This window comes from Cupriavidus sp. 05L411, from assembly GCF_056398045.1.
On the sequence record NZ_JBFTOQ010000015.1, the window covers coordinates 20,582 to 36,537 of the forward strand.

Below are 15,956 nucleotides of genomic sequence, written 5' to 3' on the forward strand. Positions count from 1 at the left end.
GTTCAATCACGTTGCCATGCCTGCGTTGCCGATCATGCCGCGCACCGTGGGCAGGTTCAACGGGCGGGCGGTGACCTCGCCGGAGGCGCGCAGCCACTGGGCCATCAGGTCCCAGATCGGCGGGCTGCCGCTCTGGCGGGCGTCTTCCGAGACGGGTGCCCAGCCGGCTACCTTGTAGGTCTTGGCGGCGTCGATGGGCTGGCCCTTGAGGCGCATCTCGGTGATGCGCTTTCCCATCGACGCGGTGGGGTCGATGGTGTATTGCAGGCCGCCCACGCGCACCATGTCGCCGCCTTGCTGGTAGTAGGGGTCGGGGTTGAACAGGTTGTCGGCCACGTCTTCGAGGATGGTCTTGATGGTCTCGCCGCTCATCGCGGTGACGGTGGTGTGGGGATACGTGATGGCGGTCTGGTCCATCAGGTGTTCCATGGTGATGGCCTGCCCGGGCAGCAGCGTGGTGCCCCAGCGAAAGCCCGGCGAGAAGGCGATCTCGGCGCCCTGCACGTCCATCAGGCCGTCCAGGATCAACTGGTCGAACGTGCCGTTGAAGTTGCCGCGGCGATATAGCAGGCCGCTGTTGCGCGCCAGCACTTCGCCGAGTTGCTTCTCATACGGCGCGCGCACCTTGGCGATGAGCGCGTCCATGGCGGGATCGGCTGCGAGATAGTTGGCGAAGACCGGCAGCAGGCGGTAGCGGAAGCCGCTGACCTTGCCGCCCTTGACGTCGAAGTCGAGCACGCCGAGGAACTTGCCGTTGGAGCCGGCGTTGGTGACCAGCGTGGTGCCCCCGGCGTTGCTGACTGGCACCGGCGCCGGCATGCCGTCGTGCGTGTGGCCGCCGAGGATAGCGTCGAGCCCGCGCACGCGCGAGGCGAGCTTGAGGTCCACGTCCATGCCGTTGTGCGACAGCAGCACGACCACCTGCGCGCCCTTGCCGCGCGCCTGGTCGATGACCTGCTGCAGGTTTTCTTCCTGGATGCCGAAGGTCCAGTCGGGCGTGAAGTAGCGGGGGTTGGCGATCGGCGTGTAGGGGAATGCCTGGCCGATGATGGCCACCGGCACGCCGTTCATCTCGCGGATCACGTAAGGGTCGAAGACGGGATCGCCGAAGTCGTTGGTCTTGATGTTCTGCGCGAGGAAGGCGACCTTGCCCTTGAAGTCGCGCTCGACGATCTCGGTGACGCGCTCGGCGCCGAGCGTCATCTCCCAGTGCGGGGTCATCACGTCCACCCCCAGCGCCAGCGCGGCGTCGACCATGTCTTGCCCGCGCGTCCACAGCGCGGTGGCGGAGCCCTGCCAGGTGTCGCCGCCGTCGAGCAGCAGCGCGCCGGGCCGCCCGGCCTTGAGCTGCTTGACCAGCGTGGCGAGGTGGGCGAAGCCGCCAACCTTGCCGTAGCGGCGCGCGGCTTCGGTGAAATCGAGATAGGTGAAGGCGTGGGCCTGCGCGCTGCCGGGGGCAATGCCGTAGTGGCGCAGGAAGGCCTGCCCGACGAGGTGCGGCGGCTTGCCCGCGTAGTCGCCCACGCCGAGGTTGACGTTGGGCTCGCGGAAATGCAGCGGGCGCAGCTGTGCGTGGCAATCGGTGAAATGCAGCAGGTGCACATTGCCGAAGCGTGGCACGTCATAGAGCTTGCCGGCAGCCTGCGCGGCTTGCGCGTCGGTGGCGGGAAAGGTCATGCCGCCGGCGCCGGCGATAGCCAGCACCTGCAGGAACTCGCGTCGGTTCATTGTCTCGTCCTGTGCATGTCATGCGCCGGTATCTGGCTCTTGCGATCCGGCATCTTGTGGCCGATGCGGCCGATATGGCCAATGCGGCTACTTCTGCGTTGGCGTGGCGTACCTGGCCAGCGCCGCGACTTCCTCTTCCAGCATCTCGCCGACCTCCTTCTGCACGACCTTGCCGTGGGCGTCGATCACGTACAGCTCGGGCAGGCCGCGGCGCTTGCCGAGCGCGGCGCGCAGCGCGGGCGTGTCCATCGCGGCCGGGAAGGTGTAGCCGTGTTTCGCCATGTAGGTAGTGGCGTCGCGAGGGTCCTTGTCGATGCTGACCGCCAGCACCTGCAGCCCGCCGCGCGCGCCGCCGGTGCTCTCAAAGAGCTTTTGCAGGCGCGGGTTCTGCAGTGCGCAGAAGGGGCACCACGATGCCCAGACTTCCACCACCAGCGGCCTGCCGGCCAGGTCGGCGGGCGTCGCGACCCGGCCGTCGAGCAACTGCACCGGCGGCAGGCGCACGGTGTCGCCTACCTCCAGCGCGGCGGCCGCGCCGCTCCAGGCCAGTGCGGCAAGCAGCAGCGCGCGCGCGCGCCGGAGGGAGCCTGCCATGCGGCTGGATGTCATTGCGCAGCCTTACTGGTTGACCGGCGAGGCCGGGTCAAGCAGCAGCGCCATCACGTCGCGGATCTGCTGCTCGGTGAGGATGCCCTTGTGCCCGAAGCGCGGCATGTTGGAGCAGGCCGCGAACGCGCTGGAATCCCAGATCTTGCCCCAGGTGTACTTGAGCACCGCCTCGGAGTCGCCGCGCAGCTTGCCGTACTGGTACAGCGACGGGCCGATATTGCCAAACGAGATCTCGGCCTTGGTCATCTGGTGGCAGGCGTAGCAGTTGGCGCCATTGGGGCTGCCGACTGCGTCGGAGAACTGCATGCCGCGCCCGTTCTGGGCGGTCTTCTCGCCCTCCTTCCAGTCGCCCAGCCATTGCTTGTCGGCGGGGTACTTGATCTGCTTGAACTCGGCGGCCTCGATCTTCTTGGCCACCGCGGCTGGCACCTTGGAGCGGTCGGGGTAGTCGCTGCAAGCCTTCTGCATGGCGTCGCGATCGAGCACGCCTTCGACCGTGGCGGGGCCCTTGGAGGTGAAGGAGCTTTCGATCAGCTTCTTCATGTCGGCGTCGCTGACGGCGGCGACCTTGGCGGTGACGTTCGCAGGCTTTGTGGCCTTGGCCGGCTTGGCGCGGTCCTCCGCGTGAGCCGTGCCACCCATGCAGGCCAGCATGGCGAACGTGGCCAGCATGCTCTGTGCGTATTTATGCGCTTGTTTCATCTCTGCTCTCCCTTGCCTCAGCGCTTCATGGCCGGACCGTCGTACGTGCCGCCGTTTGCGTTCCTGGCGAGGAACAGGCTCAGCGCGGTGATCACGTCGGAGCCATAGGCGGGTTCGGGAAAGCGCTGCTGGCGCAGGCAGTCGTAGAGGCGGTGCTGCATCGAGCGTACCTCGCCCTGCGAGACACGATAGGCGGGCCACGTGGTGTACGCGGCTTGCGCGCCTTGCTTGGTCAGCAGGTTGGGCAGCTCTTGCAGGCGGATGCGCTGGCCGTCCACGGCGTGGCAGGTGGCGCAGGCGAAGTCGTAGGCGCCGCCACGGTAGAAGAACATCTTCTGGCCGAGGGCGTACACGCGCTTTTCTTCGGGATGGTTCAGCTCCACGTTCATCTTGATGCCGCGCGACTCGCCGGCCACGAAGGCCACCAGGCGCTCGATGTCGGAGGGCTTGCCGGTGGAGGCGAAGGGATTCTTCAGGGCCTCTTCCTGGGTCAGGCCCTGCAGCGTCACGCGGCAGTAGGCCAGGCGTTGCTCCAGGTCCATCACGCGCCCGGTGTCCTTGAACAGGCGCGGCAACTCGGCGTAGGCACCCTTGGTCACGCCGGGGCCCTTGCCCAGGTCGCATTGATCGAGCGAGGCGTTCTTGGGGCCGGCGGGTTTTTTCCAGAGTTCTTCGCCGGCGGCTTCCCACAATTCTGCGGGGTTGCCCTCGGCGAGCATCTGCCGGTACTTGGCGATTTCCTCGGCGGTGCTGCCCTGGGCATGCACCGCCGCGGCGGCGAGCGCCACGGTGCCGGCCAGCGCCAGCGCGGCGCCGGTGTGGCGGCGTCTGATCGTTTTCATGGGGCTTCTCCTCGGGGCCTCGGAGCCTGCCGCCGTGTGGCGCCAGGCCGTGCGGGCCCATCTTATGGCTTGTCTTCCCGTTATCGGCGCCCGGTGCGGGCCGGCTCTTGCGCGGGTGCTGCTTACAACCTGTCTGCTTGCAACCTGTATTTACGGCTTGCGTATTTACGGCTTGATATAGGCATAGCCTTCATCGAACTGCAGTTTGGCCACTTCCACCACGCCAGCCTGTACCACCTTGGCTTCCATCAGCAGGCTGGACTCCGGAATCTTGCGCGCCATGAGCGTATTGCGGCAAACGCGGAACTCGACGCCGGAACTGGCCAGCGCGCCGACCGCCGCCTCGAAGGTGTTGCCGCGTGCGTCACGCGCGCCTTCGACGATGAAGTCCACGCCGTAGCCAAACGCCACCACCACGATCTTGGTATCCGGCGCGGCGTTCAGGTGGTTGCGCAGGTTAGCCATGGCGCGCACCGCCTGGTCCGTGCCTTCGGACAACTGGTAGACCACCTTGACGCGCCCGCCCTTGCCGGCAGCCGCCGGCGCCGCTTGCGCCGCCGCCTTGGCGGCCAGGCCGATCGCCGCCAGCGCCGCCGTTGCTCGAATAAATGCTCGCCGCATGATTGCTATCCTTCCGGTCGCGCCCCCGCGCGCACCATGCGCCGGCCCGGGCCCGACATTCGACCTGAACCATAGCAGAGGATGCCGCTGCCCGCTCGGCCAGGCCGGTACTGACCCGTACCCGGTTCGATCAGGAAATGGTCGCTTCGTCGGTCCGCTTGTCACCGCGGTTGTCGACCCAGGTCACCGTGACCTTGTCGCCCTTGGCGCCGCCCTTGAACTTGAAGTTCAGGAAGGGATCCTTGGATACCGCCGGGCCGAACTGGGCCTGGAATACATCCTTGCCTTTGCACTGCGCCGTCACGCTCTGGATATGCCAGGCGGGAATGATCTTGCCGGACGCGTCCTTGCGCTGGCCGGTTTCCATGTCGTGCTTCATCAGGATCTTGACGTCGACCACACCGCCACTCTCGGCGGCACGTACGCGCATCGGGTCTGCCATGTTCTTTCCTCTTTCAGGTAATGGTGGGGCGGGAAATCCGCTTGGGTGGATGGGAGCGTGGCCTCAGCCGCCGCAGCCACCCAGCGTCACCTTGATTTCCTTGGACGCCACATACCATTTGCCGCCGGCCTTGACGGCGGCGTACACCATCGAGGTCTGGCCCATCTTCACCCGCGTGGAGACGAAGGGCTCGGTGCCGGCCGGGATGATGAAATCCGCTGCCAGCGTGTTGGGATTCTTTTCCACCAGGATGGCGATCTGCTCGGTACCAGGGATGTTGCTGGTCACGGCGACCGGCACCACGGCGCCGTTCTCGGCGATGTCGGGGGCGGTAAAGACAATGGCGGTGCTCTTCTCGGTGCCGCTGCCGCCAAATGCCTTGATGACGTCGGCCACGCTCTTGCCGTCGAAGGCGGTCTTGTTCCACTCCGCCGCCTGCGCCTTGCTGATCAGGCCGGTGGCGGCCATCAGTGCGAGCACGGAGGTGACCCGCAATACGTCTCGTCGTTTTGAATGCATTGTTTCCTCTTCTCCTGCGTTTTCCGTTCCGGCTTGGTTTTCTGTTGGCCTGCCGCGCCTTTTTCGCGCCGCAGCGGGCGGTGCATTGCCGCCCTCGCACAGGGGCGCCATCGGCGCCCCTTTGGTCCCGAAGCCGTAACCGGTCCGGGCAGGGCTTGCCCTGGCTGTGCTTACTTGCCCGGGGCGCCTGCCAGCACCCACTCCACGACCGTCTTCAGGTCGGCGTCGCTCAAAGCGGCATTGGCGGGCATCGGCACCGGGCCCCAGACGCCAGCACCACCACTCTTGACCTTCTTGGTCAGCGTTGCCAGCGCGTTCTTGTCGCCCTTGTACTTGGCCGCCACGTCCTTGTAGGCCGGGCCAACCAGCTTCTTGTCGACCTGGTGGCAGCCCATGCAGGCGTTCTTGTTGGCGATTTCCTGGGCCTTGGCGGCATCGACTGCAGCGTTGGCCGAGGCGGCGCAAGCCAGCATCAGCGTTGCGATGACAAACTGCTTCATGGATATGCTCCGAACTTTGAAGAGCCGTGGGGACGGCGAAAAGCCCGCTCGCTGCCAGTGTTGCCTGTCGGCACGGCCGGCGCGGCGGCGCGCTGGCCGCGCCACGGGGCGGCCAGTCCGCTATTTTGCCTCAAGAATCCACCCCACCACGGTGCGCAGGTCGGAATCGGGAATCTGCGCCTGAGGCGGCATCGGCATGCTGCCCCAGGCGCCCTGCCCACCCGCCCGGATCTTGTGGGCGAGCGCGTCCTGCGCATCCTGCCCCTTGTACTTGCGCGCGACCTCGGCAAAGCTCGGGCCGACCAGCTTGCGATCGGTGGCGTGGCAGGCCATGCACTGGTACTGGCTGGCCAGCTTCGCACCTGCCGTCTCGCCGGGTGTGGCCGGGGTGGCCGGGATGGCAGCCGTGGGTGCGCTGGCGCCGCCGCCGGCAGCCCAGCCGCGCGTGGGCCCTACGGTGCGCTGTTGCGCCGCCAGGTCGCCGTGGGCATCGCGGGCATAGGCCGGCATGGTCGACACGATCTTGACCGTGGGCGTGCAATCCTTCATGCACGCCGTATTGCGCGTATCCGCCTGGCCCCGCCCGGGCCACAGGCCGTGCTGCAGGGTCATGCCATTGCGGTTCGGCATTTTTTGCTGCACCTCGGCGATATTGCCATCCGACAGCGTGAAGTCCGCCGGCACGATATCGCCCAGGTTGAGCAGGTAGGCCGTGACTGCGTAGACGTCGTCGGCGGACAGGCTCCGGGGCGCGTTCCACGGCATCGCACGGTGGATGTAGTCCCACAGGGTGCTGACCGTGCTGACCTTCATCAGCGTGGTGCGGTACGGCTGGTTGCCGGTCAGCGAGGCCACCCGGCCACGCTGGATATCCTCGGCGCTGGTGCCGCCGACGATGGGCGAGAACACTTCGTTGGACTCACCGAAGTCGCCATGGCACGAGGCGCATTTGCCGTCCCAGATTTTTTGTCCCTGCGACACCGTGCCGCTGCCCTTGGGCAAGCCCTGGAAGTCGGGGCGCACATCGATATCCCAGGCCTTGACCTCGGCCGGCGTGGCAGTGCGGCCGAGCGCGGCACGCGCGCTGTCAGCCGGGGCGGCGGCCATCGCCACTTGCACGCATAGCGCGGCGGCACAGGCGAATATTGCCGCGCGCCCGGCGTCAGGCAAGTTAGTCAACGTGGACATTGGAGACCTCGCCGCCATCGGCCACCCGCCAGCTCTGGATGGCGTTGTTGTGATAGATCGAGCGCGCACCCCGCACCTCGCGCAGCTGCGCCAGGCGGGGCTGCACGTAGCCGGTCTCGTCGATGGCGCGGCTCTGCAGGATGGCCGGAGAGCCGTCCCACACCCAGTCCAGGTTGAAGCGCGTCAGGCATTTGGACAGCACAGGCGTTTCCAGCCTTGCGGTGCGCCAGTTGCGCCCGCCGTCGACGGACACATCGACGCGTTTCACGCGCCCGCGCCCGGACCACGCCAGCCCGCTGACGTTGTAGAAGCCGCGCCCCACCAGCTGCTGCCCGCCGGAGGGCGTGGTGATGACGGACTTGCACTCCTGGATCGAGGTGTACTGGCGCAGCATGCCGTCGGGCATCATGTCCACGTAGTGCACGGTTTCGTCCTTGGTGTTCCACGGCTGGTCGCCGAGCTCCAGCCGGCGCAGCCATTTGACCCACGACACGCCCTGCACGCCGGGCACCACCAGCCGCAGCGGGTAGCCGTTTTCCGGGCGCAGCATCTCGCCGTTCATGCCCCAGGCGACGATGATCTCGTCGGCCAGCGCCATGGGGATGGTGCGGGTCATGCCTGAACCGTCGCCGCCCTCGGCGAGCAGGTAGTGCCCGCGCTTGAAGTCCGCGCCGGCATCGTCGAGCAGGACCTTGAGCGGCACGCCGGTGAACTCGCAGCACGACAGCATGCCGTGGGTGTATTGCACCGTGGGCACCGCCACGTTGCCCCATTCCATGCCGGTATTGGCCCCGCACTCGATGAAGTGCATGCGCGACACCGCGGGCAGGCGCATCAGGTCGTCCATGGTGTAGACGCGTGGCGCCTTCACCAGGCCGTTGATCATCAGGCGGTGGCGGGCCGGATCGATGTCCTGCCAGCCTTGATGATGCCGCTCGAAGTGCAGGCCGTTGGGCGTGATGATGCCGAAGAAGCCTTGCAGCGGGGCAAAGGATACCGAGGCCGCCGATACCCGCGTCAGGCCTGGCGACTCGCGGCGCACCAGGTTTTTCTCGAACGGTGACGGCTGGCCGTAGGGATGCGCGGCAACCGGCTGGCCGAGCGTGGTGGCCCAGGGTTGCGGGGTGAGGATGGCGTCGTCACCGGCAACGCCATCCGCTGCGCGGGCCCGGCTGGCGACGCCAGCGGCCAGCGCGGCTGCGGCGCCCAGGAAGCTCTTGCGCAGGAAGTCGCGGCGAGGGCTGTCGGACGCGCCTACGCCATGCTGCGTGATGTCCTGCTGCAGCGAGGCGCTGACGAAATGCTCCGGCGCATGCACGATGCGCCCGGGGCGGCTCTGTTCCGGCACTGCGGTCTCCTCCGGCTCGCGCGTGCGGCGCCAGAGGCACCGTCGGCGAACCTGTTGTGGGTCAGCGCCCGCGCAAGCGGACGGCTGCCGTCAAACCTTGGTGCGAGCGTTGCCGCGCTGGCGCCCGGCGCATTGCTCAGCGGCCGCGCCGGCGCGGTGCCGGGGTGGCCTGCGGCATGAAGCGATCGACCATGCTTGCTGGCAAAGCGTTGTCTTCCAGCCGGCTGGCGACCTGCACGCAGACCGTGCGGCACAGCTCGATCACGCTCTCGTCCTCGATGGCGTAGAACACGAGGTTGGCCTCCTTGCGGCGCGACAGCACGCCCGCGCGGTACATCGCGGTGAGATGGCGCGACACATTGGTCTGCGACGATCCCACCGTCTCCACCACGGTGCCCACCGGCTTCTCGCCATCGCACAGGGCATGCAGGATCTTCAGCCTGGTGGGCTCTGCCAGCAGGCTGAAATACCCCGACACTTTCTCGAACACGCGATCCATCTCATCCATGCCGTTCAATATATTCGTATATGCGTAATTGCGCATATAGTGTTTACCCCTTCGCATAGCCGAAGCCGCCGAACGGGCCATAGCCGCGCGCCATGACGAAGGCTGTCTCTCCCTCTCCCCTCAGGGGGAGAGGGTCGGGGAGAGGGGCGGCTTAGCTAGGAACCACTTGAAGCGAGGCCCGTGGTGTTTTCCAGCACGACAGCGTAACCAGCGCCCGCAAGCGGGATAGGGGAGCACGACAACGCAGATCGTGACTGCCGCGGACTGCCTTCAGCCCAGCATGTCGGCCCAGATGGCATCCGCCCACGCCTGCGCATAGGTGCCTTCCAGCGTGTTCGGCGCCGCCGACAGTCCGCCCGACCCGAGCACCGTGACCATGGTCTTCTGCGCGGCATCATAGCGATGCACGCTGGCGACATGGATGGCTTCGCGCTCCGAGGTGAAGCTGTAGCAGGTGTTGTTGTATAGCGGCTCGGGGTTGGGCGCGTGGCCGGCTAGCAGCGACACGATGGCAGCGGCTGCCACCTTGCCATGCTGGTTGGCCATATGGCCCGACTTGGGCATCAGCGGCGCAATCTGGATGGCATCGCCCAGCACGTGGATATTGGGCGCGGCCTTGGATTCGAAGGTGAGGAAATCGACCTCGCACCAGCGGCCGTTGGCGGTGGCCAGCCCGCTTGCAACGGCGATGGCCCCGGCCCGCTGCGGCGGCAGCAGGTTGAGCACGTCGGCGCGCTCGTCGTCCTGCACCTCGAACTTGAGCGTGCGGGTGACAGGGTCCACATCAACGGCGTTGTACTGCGGCCGGTACTCGACCATGCCCTTGTAGCGCGTGGCCCAGACCTGCTTGAACAGCGCTGCCTTGGAGGTGACGTCGGGATTGGCATCAAGGATCAGCACCTTGCTGCGCGGCTTGGCCCGGGTGAAATAGTCCGCGACCAGGCAGGCGCGCTCATAGGGGCCGGGCGGGCAGCGATACGGCGCCAGCGGAATGCTGATGGCGAAGCTGCCGCCGTCGCGCATGGCCTCCAGCTGGCGGCGCAGGCCCACCGTTTGCGGGCCGGCCTTCCAGGCGTGCAGGATCTGGTCGCCGCCGGGCTGGGCGAGGCCCGGGATCTCGCCAGAGAGCACGTCCACGCCGGGTGAAAGCACCAGCTTGTCGTAGGCGAGCGCACCGCCGCCTGCCAGGCGTACCTCGCGGCGCGCGGCGTCGATCGCGCTGACATGATCGCGCACGATCTTGACGCCGTGGCGCTTTGCCAGCGCATCGTAGGACAAGGTGATGTCGTCGATGCGCTTGCTGCCGGCAAGCACCAGGTTGGATAGCGGGCAGGACACAAAGCTGGCGTTGGGCTCGACCAGCGTGACCTCGATGCCCTGCGCGCTCCATTCGCGCAGGTAGCGCGCGGCAGTGGCGCCGCCATAGCCGCCGCCCACCACCACCACTTTTGCCTTGCGGGTCGCGGCCTGCGCGCCGAGCGTGCCGAACATGGCCGTGCCGGCCAGCGCGCCGAGAAACTCACGTCGTTGCATCTGGAAATCTCCTTGCCGGGTTGCAGGGTTAGCGCACGGCGGCGAACCAGCCCGCGATGGCCTCGATCTGCTGGTCGCTGTAGCCCTTGGCGATCTGCTGCATCACGGTGGCTTCGCGCTTGCCTTGCTTGAAGTCCTGCATCTGGCGGACCAGCTCGGACTGGCTGCGCCCGGCGAGTGCCGGCACCACGCTGCCCGCAGGCGCGCGGCCGGCCGGGCCGTGGCAGCCGGCGCAGGCGGCGGCCCAGTTGCGCGCCTGCAGCGCGGTGGCGTCGGGCGCCTGCGCGCGTGCGCAGGCTGGCAGGGCCAGCAGCGTCAGCGCTGTTAACGCTATTAGCGTCGGCAGGGCAGCTGGTGTGGGGGTCTGGTTCATGGTGTTCGCTCCGGGGTCGCGCCGCGAGGGCGTGCCAACCCTAGCACAGCGCAGCGCGCGCATGTGATGCGAAATCCGCAGATCGAACTGCGCCGGCTGCTGTCAGGCGCGGGCTGCGGCCGGCAGCGTCGGCGGGCGCTGCGCGAAAGGCGGGAGCCTGGCGGGCCGCCTTTCGCGCCTGGCCATTCAGGGCAGGTTACGGCCGGGCGGCAACGCCACCGGCGAGGCAACGGGCGATGCCACCGGGCTGGTGGTGGCGCCGGTAGCCGCGTCGGGCGCGGCTTGGGCAGGCGCCGACTGCGCCGGTGCGGGCGTACCCGGTGTGGCGGGCGCTGCGTCTGGCGGTGTGGTCCGCCCGGTGGCGGCAGCGTCGAGCCTGGCCGCCTCGGCTTCGGTCACATAGTCGAATGCCTTGACCACCTTGACCACGCCGCTGGCATTGCGCGCCACATCGGTGGCGCGCTCGCCCTCGGGCGGCGTGACCACGCCGAGCAGGTAGACGACGCCCTTCTCGGTGACGATCTTGATCGAGTTCGAGGGCACGCCATCGGCAGTGACCAGCATGGTCTTGACCTTGCTGGTGATAAAGGTGTCCTGGCTTTGGGTGGCAAACGACGGTGACGAGATGATCTCGAGCTCGTTGACCACCTCGCGCGCATTGGGCAGGCCCTTTACGTATTGCTCGATCTGCTGCTTGACCGTGTTGTCCTTGGCTTCGCCGGTCAGCAGCACCTTGCGGTTGAAGACCGTCACGCTCACGCGGGCCTGGCCGTTGTAGCGCGAGTTCAAGGTGTTTTCGGCTTCGAGCTGCAGGCCGCGGTCGATGGTCTGGGTAGCAGTGGGCCGGCGGTCGGTGGCCATGGTCACGCCGCTGGCCATGCCGGCAGCGATCACCGGAAAGCAGCCAGCGAGCTGCGTGGCCGCGACGGTCAGGGCCGCCATCATGGCGGCGGTGCGGGCCAGGCGTGGCAGGTGCCCGGTCAGACGGGCGGCGCGGGATTCACGCGGGTTGGGCAGAGTCGTCATGCGGTCCTTGCTGAAAGCGGTGAGGCAAAAAAACTGTGTTGGCAAAAGGCGGCAGCGCCGCGCGGCGGGCTTGGGTGGGCGCAGGCCTTACCCCTCGCCGAGCAACGCTTCGTCGATGCCGTCGCACAGGCAATGCAGGGTCAACAGGTGCACTTCCTGGATGCGCGCCGCGCGCTCGCTGGGCACGCACAGGTGGACGTCGAATTCGTCGAGCAGGCCGGCGAGCTCGCCCCCGCCCTGGCCGGTCAGCGCCACCACGCTCATGTCGCGCTGCTTGGCGGCCAGCACCGCGGCGATCACGTTGGCGGCGTTGCCGGAGGCGGACATGGCGAGCAGCACGTCGCCCGGCTGGCCGAGCGCTTCCACCTGCTTGGAGAACACCACGCTGAAATCGTAGTCATTGCCGATGGCGGTGAGGATGGAGCTGTCGGTGGTCAGCGCAATCGCCGCCAGGCCCGGGCGCTCGCGCTCGAAGCGGCCGATCAGGTCGGCTGCGAAATGCTGGGCATCGGCGGCGGAACCGCCGTTGCCGCAGGCCAGGATCTTGTTGCCGCTGGTGAGCGCGCCAACCAGGCGCTCGATCGCCGCGGCGATGTGCGGCGCCATCACTGTGGCGGCCTGGCGCTTGGTCTCCGCGCTGTCGAAGAAATGCTGCTGGATGCTATCGATATGCATGGCTCGATCGGCCTTCTTGTTTTCAAACGCTTTTCAAATACGGCATGCGCCGCAAGATACCGCGCATTATGACGCAGGCGCCTGGGCTGCCTGCCGCTTCATTGCGCCGCGCCAGCATCGAACGCATCGCGGATCCATTCGAGGCGGCCCGGCTCCAGCGCGACCACATCCAGCCGGCAGCGCGGCTCAAAGCCCTGCCCTGCCTGCGCCGCCAGGTAATGCGCCGCCGCCAGCAGGATGCGCCGCTGCTTGGCGGGCGTGACGCTGGCCGCCGCACCGCCATAAGCACGGCTGGCGCGCTGGCGCACCTCGACAAACACCAGCGTGCCGTCGGCCTCGCGCATGATCAGGTCGATCTCGCCGCCTTTGCAGCGATAATTGCGAACCACGAGCGCCAGGCCCTGCCTTTGCAGGTAGTCCAGCGCGCGCGACTCGGCCCGGGCTCCCCGCGCCTGTGTCGGCGACATCGTGGATTTGAATGATGGTTTCAACGGAAGTTCTCAAGCATGACTGACTGGATCTCCCTGGCGGCCGGCCAGTCCTACCCGTCCGGCACCCTGTATGTGGTGGCCACCCCGATCGGCAACCTGGCCGATCTCTCGCTGCGGGCGCTGCATGTGCTCGGCCTGGTCGACGCCGTGGCCTGCGAGGACACCCGCAACACCGGGCAATTGCTCACGCGCGTGGGCCTGCACCGCCCTTTGCTGGCGGTGCACGAGCACAACGAGCGCGAAGCGGCCGAGCGCATCAACGCGCGGCTGGCGGCCGGCGAGCGCATCGCCTATGTGTCCGATGCGGGTACGCCCGGCATCTCGGATCCGGGCGCGCGGCTGGTGGAAGCGGCGCGCGCCGCGGGCCACGCGGTGGTGCCACTGCCCGGCCCGAGCGCGACGGTGGCGGCGTTGTCGGTGGCGGGCGCGATGCTCGACAGCGGTGACGGCCGCTTCACCTTTGCCGGTTTCCTGCCGCCCAAGGCGCGTGCGCGCGCCGACGCCATTGCCGGGCTGGCCACGCTGGACCATGCCTGGGTGGTGTATGAGGCGCCGCACCGCATCGCCGACACGCTGGCGGCGCTGGCCGCCGCGCTGCCGGCCGGCCGGCGGCTGCTGATTGGCCGTGAACTGACCAAGCTGTTCGAGGAAATCAAGGTGCTGCCCGTGAGCGAGGCGCCGGCCTGGCTGGCCGCCGATCCGTCGCGCGCCAAGGGCGAGTTCGTGCTGGTGGTGGAAGGGGCTGCGCCCGCGGCGGCGGATGCCAGCCTGCCCGACGCCCGCGCCCAGCAGGTGCTGGGCTTGCTGCTGGCCGAGTTGCCGGCCAAGCGGGCTGCCAAGCTTACCGCCGCCATTACCGGCGCGCCAACGGATGCGCTGTACCGGCTGGCGCTGGCGCAGCGCGCCGAGGGTGGCGCAGAGGACGAAGCCACGGAGTAAGCCGGAGACAAGCGCCAGGCTGACGCCGTCGGCCTCACGGACCTGGCAGGGCTGCATGGTCCGCGCCCCGGCTCAGCGGCTCTTGCGCTTGGTGGTGGCAGGCTTGCGCGCCTTGCGGGCCGTGCGCGCCGGCTTGGCGGGATTGTCGGCCATCTCGGAAACGGTGGAGGCATCGTCGCCGCCATCGCCCGCATCGTCGTCGCCCGGCGCGATCTGTGGCCCCAGCGCCGCCACCTCGGAGCGCGACAGGCGCCGGATCTCCACCTGGGTCGAGCCGTGGTCCGTGAAGCCGAGGCGCTTGGCGGCGCCGTAGGAGACATCGAGGACGCGGTTGCTGTGATACGGCCCGCGATCGTTGATGCGGACCACCGCGACCTTGCCGTTGCGCAGGTTGCGCACCAGCACCCAGCTGTCGAGCGGCAGCGAGGGATGCGCGGCGGTCATCGCGCGCATGTCGAAGCGCTCGCCATTGGCGGTCTTGCGGCCATGGAAGCCCTTGCCATACCAGGACGCCATGCCACGCTGCTCAAAGGAGCCCAGATCGGGCCGCAAGCCTTCCAGCGAGCCCTGGCCGGCGCCCTCGCCCAGCGCATCGTTGCCGCCGCCCCAGCGGAACAGGCCCCAGCCGTTACCGTTGTCTTTCTGGGCATGATCGGTCGCCTCGCCCCTGGCGGCATCATCGGCCTTGCCATTCTTGCCGCCGTTCTTGTCGCCCTTGGCCGTCTTGCCCGGCTTGGCAGCCTTGGCATTTCCCGGGGTGGCGGCAGTGGGCATGCCCTCCTGCCCTTCATCCGCCGGCGGGATCGCACAGGCGGCCAGCGCCAGCGCGCACGTGGCGTGCAGGCACAGGCGGACGATCCGCCCGGGGCGGGAAAAATAGGGGGGTAACCAAGACATCGCGGGAGTCTAGCATCACGCAGTTACACCTATGGCCTTGATTATGTTACGAATTGTCTGTAACACGCGGCAAAAACCGTACCCGATTCGGCGGCGGTCGGGCGCAATGCCAGTCCTGGCAAGGCTTTCGCGGTGTGATGCCCGCATGGCTTCATGTCCTGGCCATGCTGCCGGGCGCAGCACGTTCCGGTGTGCCCGACGCTACAATGCGAGGACGATTCGAATCGCGGGCCGCTCCGGCGGTTGCGCCCGTTGTGGCGCATCAGGCGCCCGCGGCTTCCGCGGCTTCCGCGATATCCCGCGTTCCCCCTCCTGAATTCCGCTCCATGCAAGTCCTATTGATTCCCGTGACGCCCTTCCAGCAGAACTGCGCGCTGCTGATCGACGAGACCACCGGCCGCGCCGCGGTGACCGATCCCGGCGGCGACCTTGACCGCATCCATGCGGCGGTCAAAGAGCACGGCGTGACGCTGGAGAAGATCTTCCTCACCCACGGCCACGTGGACCATTGCGCGGGCGCCGCGTCGCTCGCGCGCGAGCTTGGGATCCCGATCGAGGGACCGCACGAGGACGAGCGCTTCTGGATCGAGCAACTGCCCGAGCAGACGCGCCGCTTCGGCTTCGGCCACGCCGAGATCTTCGAGCCGCAGCGCTGGCTGGACACGGGCGACACCGTGCAGTTCGGCAGCGAGACGCTGGAGGTCTACCACTGCCCGGGCCACACGCCCGGCCACGTGGTGTTTTTCTCGCGCGCCAACCGGCTTGCCATCGTGGGCGATGTGTTGTTCGCCGGCTCGATTGGCCGCACCGACTTTCCGCGCGGCAACCACGCCGACCTGATCCGCTCGATCCGCACCCATCTGTGGCCGCTGGGCGAGGACGTCACCTTCGTGCCCGGCCATGGGCCCGTCTCCACGTTTGGCGAGGAGCGCAAGAACAACCCGTACGTGGCGGACCACCTGATCGATGTGGCCTAGCGGCCTGGCAGGCACGTGGGCTAGTGGGCTAAACCCGC

Annotated in this window: 19 protein-coding genes; 2 read left to right on the top strand and 17 right to left on the bottom strand. The window is 67.9% G+C overall.

Annotation, left to right across the window (positions count from 1 at the left end; genetic code table 11):
- Positions 1-6: 6 nt before the first annotated feature.
- The 16 genes from soxB to AC1DQR_RS19120 all read right to left on the bottom strand — a co-directional run bounded on the left by soxB (position 7) and on the right by AC1DQR_RS19120 (position 13,081).
- The gene (gene soxB, locus AC1DQR_RS19045; protein WP_477133550.1) at positions 7-1,728 is read right to left on the bottom strand and encodes a thiosulfohydrolase SoxB; all 1,722 of its coding nucleotides are present in this window, start codon (positions 1,726-1,728) and stop codon (positions 7-9) included.
- 87 nt (positions 1,729-1,815) lie between these two features.
- Complete coding sequence (locus AC1DQR_RS19050) at positions 1,816-2,322, bottom strand: TlpA family protein disulfide reductase (RefSeq protein WP_416049898.1); 507 nt, start codon at positions 2,320-2,322, stop codon at positions 1,816-1,818.
- Between the two features lie 24 nt (positions 2,323-2,346).
- The gene (gene soxX / locus AC1DQR_RS19055) at positions 2,347-3,039 is read right to left on the bottom strand and encodes a sulfur oxidation c-type cytochrome SoxX (RefSeq protein ID WP_477133551.1); all 693 of its coding nucleotides are present in this window, start codon (positions 3,037-3,039) and stop codon (positions 2,347-2,349) included.
- Between the two features lie 17 nt (positions 3,040-3,056).
- On the bottom strand, positions 3,057-3,881 hold the full coding sequence (soxA, locus tag AC1DQR_RS19060) for a sulfur oxidation c-type cytochrome SoxA (RefSeq protein WP_416049900.1): 825 nt from the start codon (positions 3,879-3,881) through the stop codon (positions 3,057-3,059).
- A gap of 165 nt (positions 3,882-4,046) precedes the next feature.
- A complete protein-coding gene (locus tag AC1DQR_RS19065) occupies positions 4,047-4,502 on the bottom strand; it encodes a DsrE family protein (protein ID WP_174425843.1) in 456 nt (151 codons plus the stop codon).
- Positions 4,503-4,632: 130 nt separating this feature from the next.
- Positions 4,633-4,944, bottom strand: a complete 312-nt coding sequence (gene soxZ, locus AC1DQR_RS19070; RefSeq protein WP_150991211.1) for a thiosulfate oxidation carrier complex protein SoxZ — start codon at positions 4,942-4,944, stop codon at positions 4,633-4,635.
- 63 nt (positions 4,945-5,007) lie between these two features.
- Positions 5,008-5,463 (bottom strand): thiosulfate oxidation carrier protein SoxY, encoded by a 456-nt coding sequence (soxY, locus tag AC1DQR_RS19075; RefSeq protein ID WP_043350495.1) that lies wholly within the window; start codon positions 5,461-5,463, stop codon positions 5,008-5,010.
- A 170-nt stretch (positions 5,464-5,633) separates the two neighbouring features.
- Positions 5,634-5,963, bottom strand: a complete 330-nt coding sequence (locus AC1DQR_RS19080; RefSeq protein WP_477133552.1) for a c-type cytochrome — start codon at positions 5,961-5,963, stop codon at positions 5,634-5,636.
- Between the two features lie 120 nt (positions 5,964-6,083).
- A complete protein-coding gene (locus AC1DQR_RS19085; RefSeq protein ID WP_416049901.1) occupies positions 6,084-7,151 on the bottom strand; it encodes a c-type cytochrome in 1,068 nt (355 codons plus the stop codon).
- A complete protein-coding gene (soxC, locus tag AC1DQR_RS19090; RefSeq protein WP_416049902.1) occupies positions 7,135-8,499 on the bottom strand; it encodes a sulfite dehydrogenase in 1,365 nt (454 codons plus the stop codon). The genes AC1DQR_RS19085 and soxC overlap by 17 nt, the downstream gene beginning before the upstream one ends.
- A 136-nt stretch (positions 8,500-8,635) precedes the next feature.
- The gene (locus tag AC1DQR_RS19095; RefSeq protein ID WP_416049903.1) at positions 8,636-9,043 is read right to left on the bottom strand and encodes an ArsR/SmtB family transcription factor; all 408 of its coding nucleotides are present in this window, start codon (positions 9,041-9,043) and stop codon (positions 8,636-8,638) included.
- Between the two features lie 234 nt (positions 9,044-9,277).
- Entirely contained in the window at positions 9,278-10,540 is a 1,263-nt protein-coding gene (locus AC1DQR_RS19100; RefSeq protein ID WP_416049904.1) for an FCSD flavin-binding domain-containing protein, read from the bottom strand.
- Positions 10,541-10,568: 28 nt separating this feature from the next.
- Entirely contained in the window at positions 10,569-10,913 is a 345-nt protein-coding gene (locus tag AC1DQR_RS19105; protein ID WP_416049905.1) for a c-type cytochrome, read from the bottom strand.
- 186 nt (positions 10,914-11,099) lie between these two features.
- Positions 11,100-11,939 (bottom strand): BON domain-containing protein, encoded by an 840-nt coding sequence (locus AC1DQR_RS19110; protein ID WP_416049906.1) that lies wholly within the window; start codon positions 11,937-11,939, stop codon positions 11,100-11,102.
- A gap of 87 nt (positions 11,940-12,026) precedes the next feature.
- Positions 12,027-12,614 (bottom strand): phosphoheptose isomerase, encoded by a 588-nt coding sequence (locus tag AC1DQR_RS19115; RefSeq protein ID WP_043350515.1) that lies wholly within the window; start codon positions 12,612-12,614, stop codon positions 12,027-12,029.
- A 98-nt stretch (positions 12,615-12,712) separates the two neighbouring features.
- A complete protein-coding gene (locus AC1DQR_RS19120) occupies positions 12,713-13,081 on the bottom strand; it encodes a YraN family protein (RefSeq protein WP_150993570.1) in 369 nt (122 codons plus the stop codon).
- A gap of 39 nt (positions 13,082-13,120) precedes the next feature.
- On the opposite strand from AC1DQR_RS19120, the gene rsmI reads away from it, so the two are divergent.
- Positions 13,121-14,044, top strand: coding sequence for a 16S rRNA (cytidine(1402)-2'-O)-methyltransferase (gene rsmI / locus AC1DQR_RS19125; protein WP_416049907.1), 924 nt, complete (start codon positions 13,121-13,123; stop codon positions 14,042-14,044).
- A 72-nt stretch (positions 14,045-14,116) separates the two neighbouring features.
- Here rsmI and AC1DQR_RS19130 read toward each other — a convergent pair whose 3' ends face one another.
- The gene (locus tag AC1DQR_RS19130) at positions 14,117-14,941 is read right to left on the bottom strand and encodes a septal ring lytic transglycosylase RlpA family protein (protein ID WP_416049908.1); all 825 of its coding nucleotides are present in this window, start codon (positions 14,939-14,941) and stop codon (positions 14,117-14,119) included.
- 326 nt (positions 14,942-15,267) lie between these two features.
- Here AC1DQR_RS19130 and AC1DQR_RS19135 point away from each other — a divergent pair, with 326 nt between their 5' ends.
- On the top strand, positions 15,268-15,918 hold the full coding sequence (locus AC1DQR_RS19135; RefSeq protein WP_477133553.1) for an MBL fold metallo-hydrolase: 651 nt from the start codon (positions 15,268-15,270) through the stop codon (positions 15,916-15,918).
- Positions 15,919-15,956 lie beyond the last annotated feature (38 nt).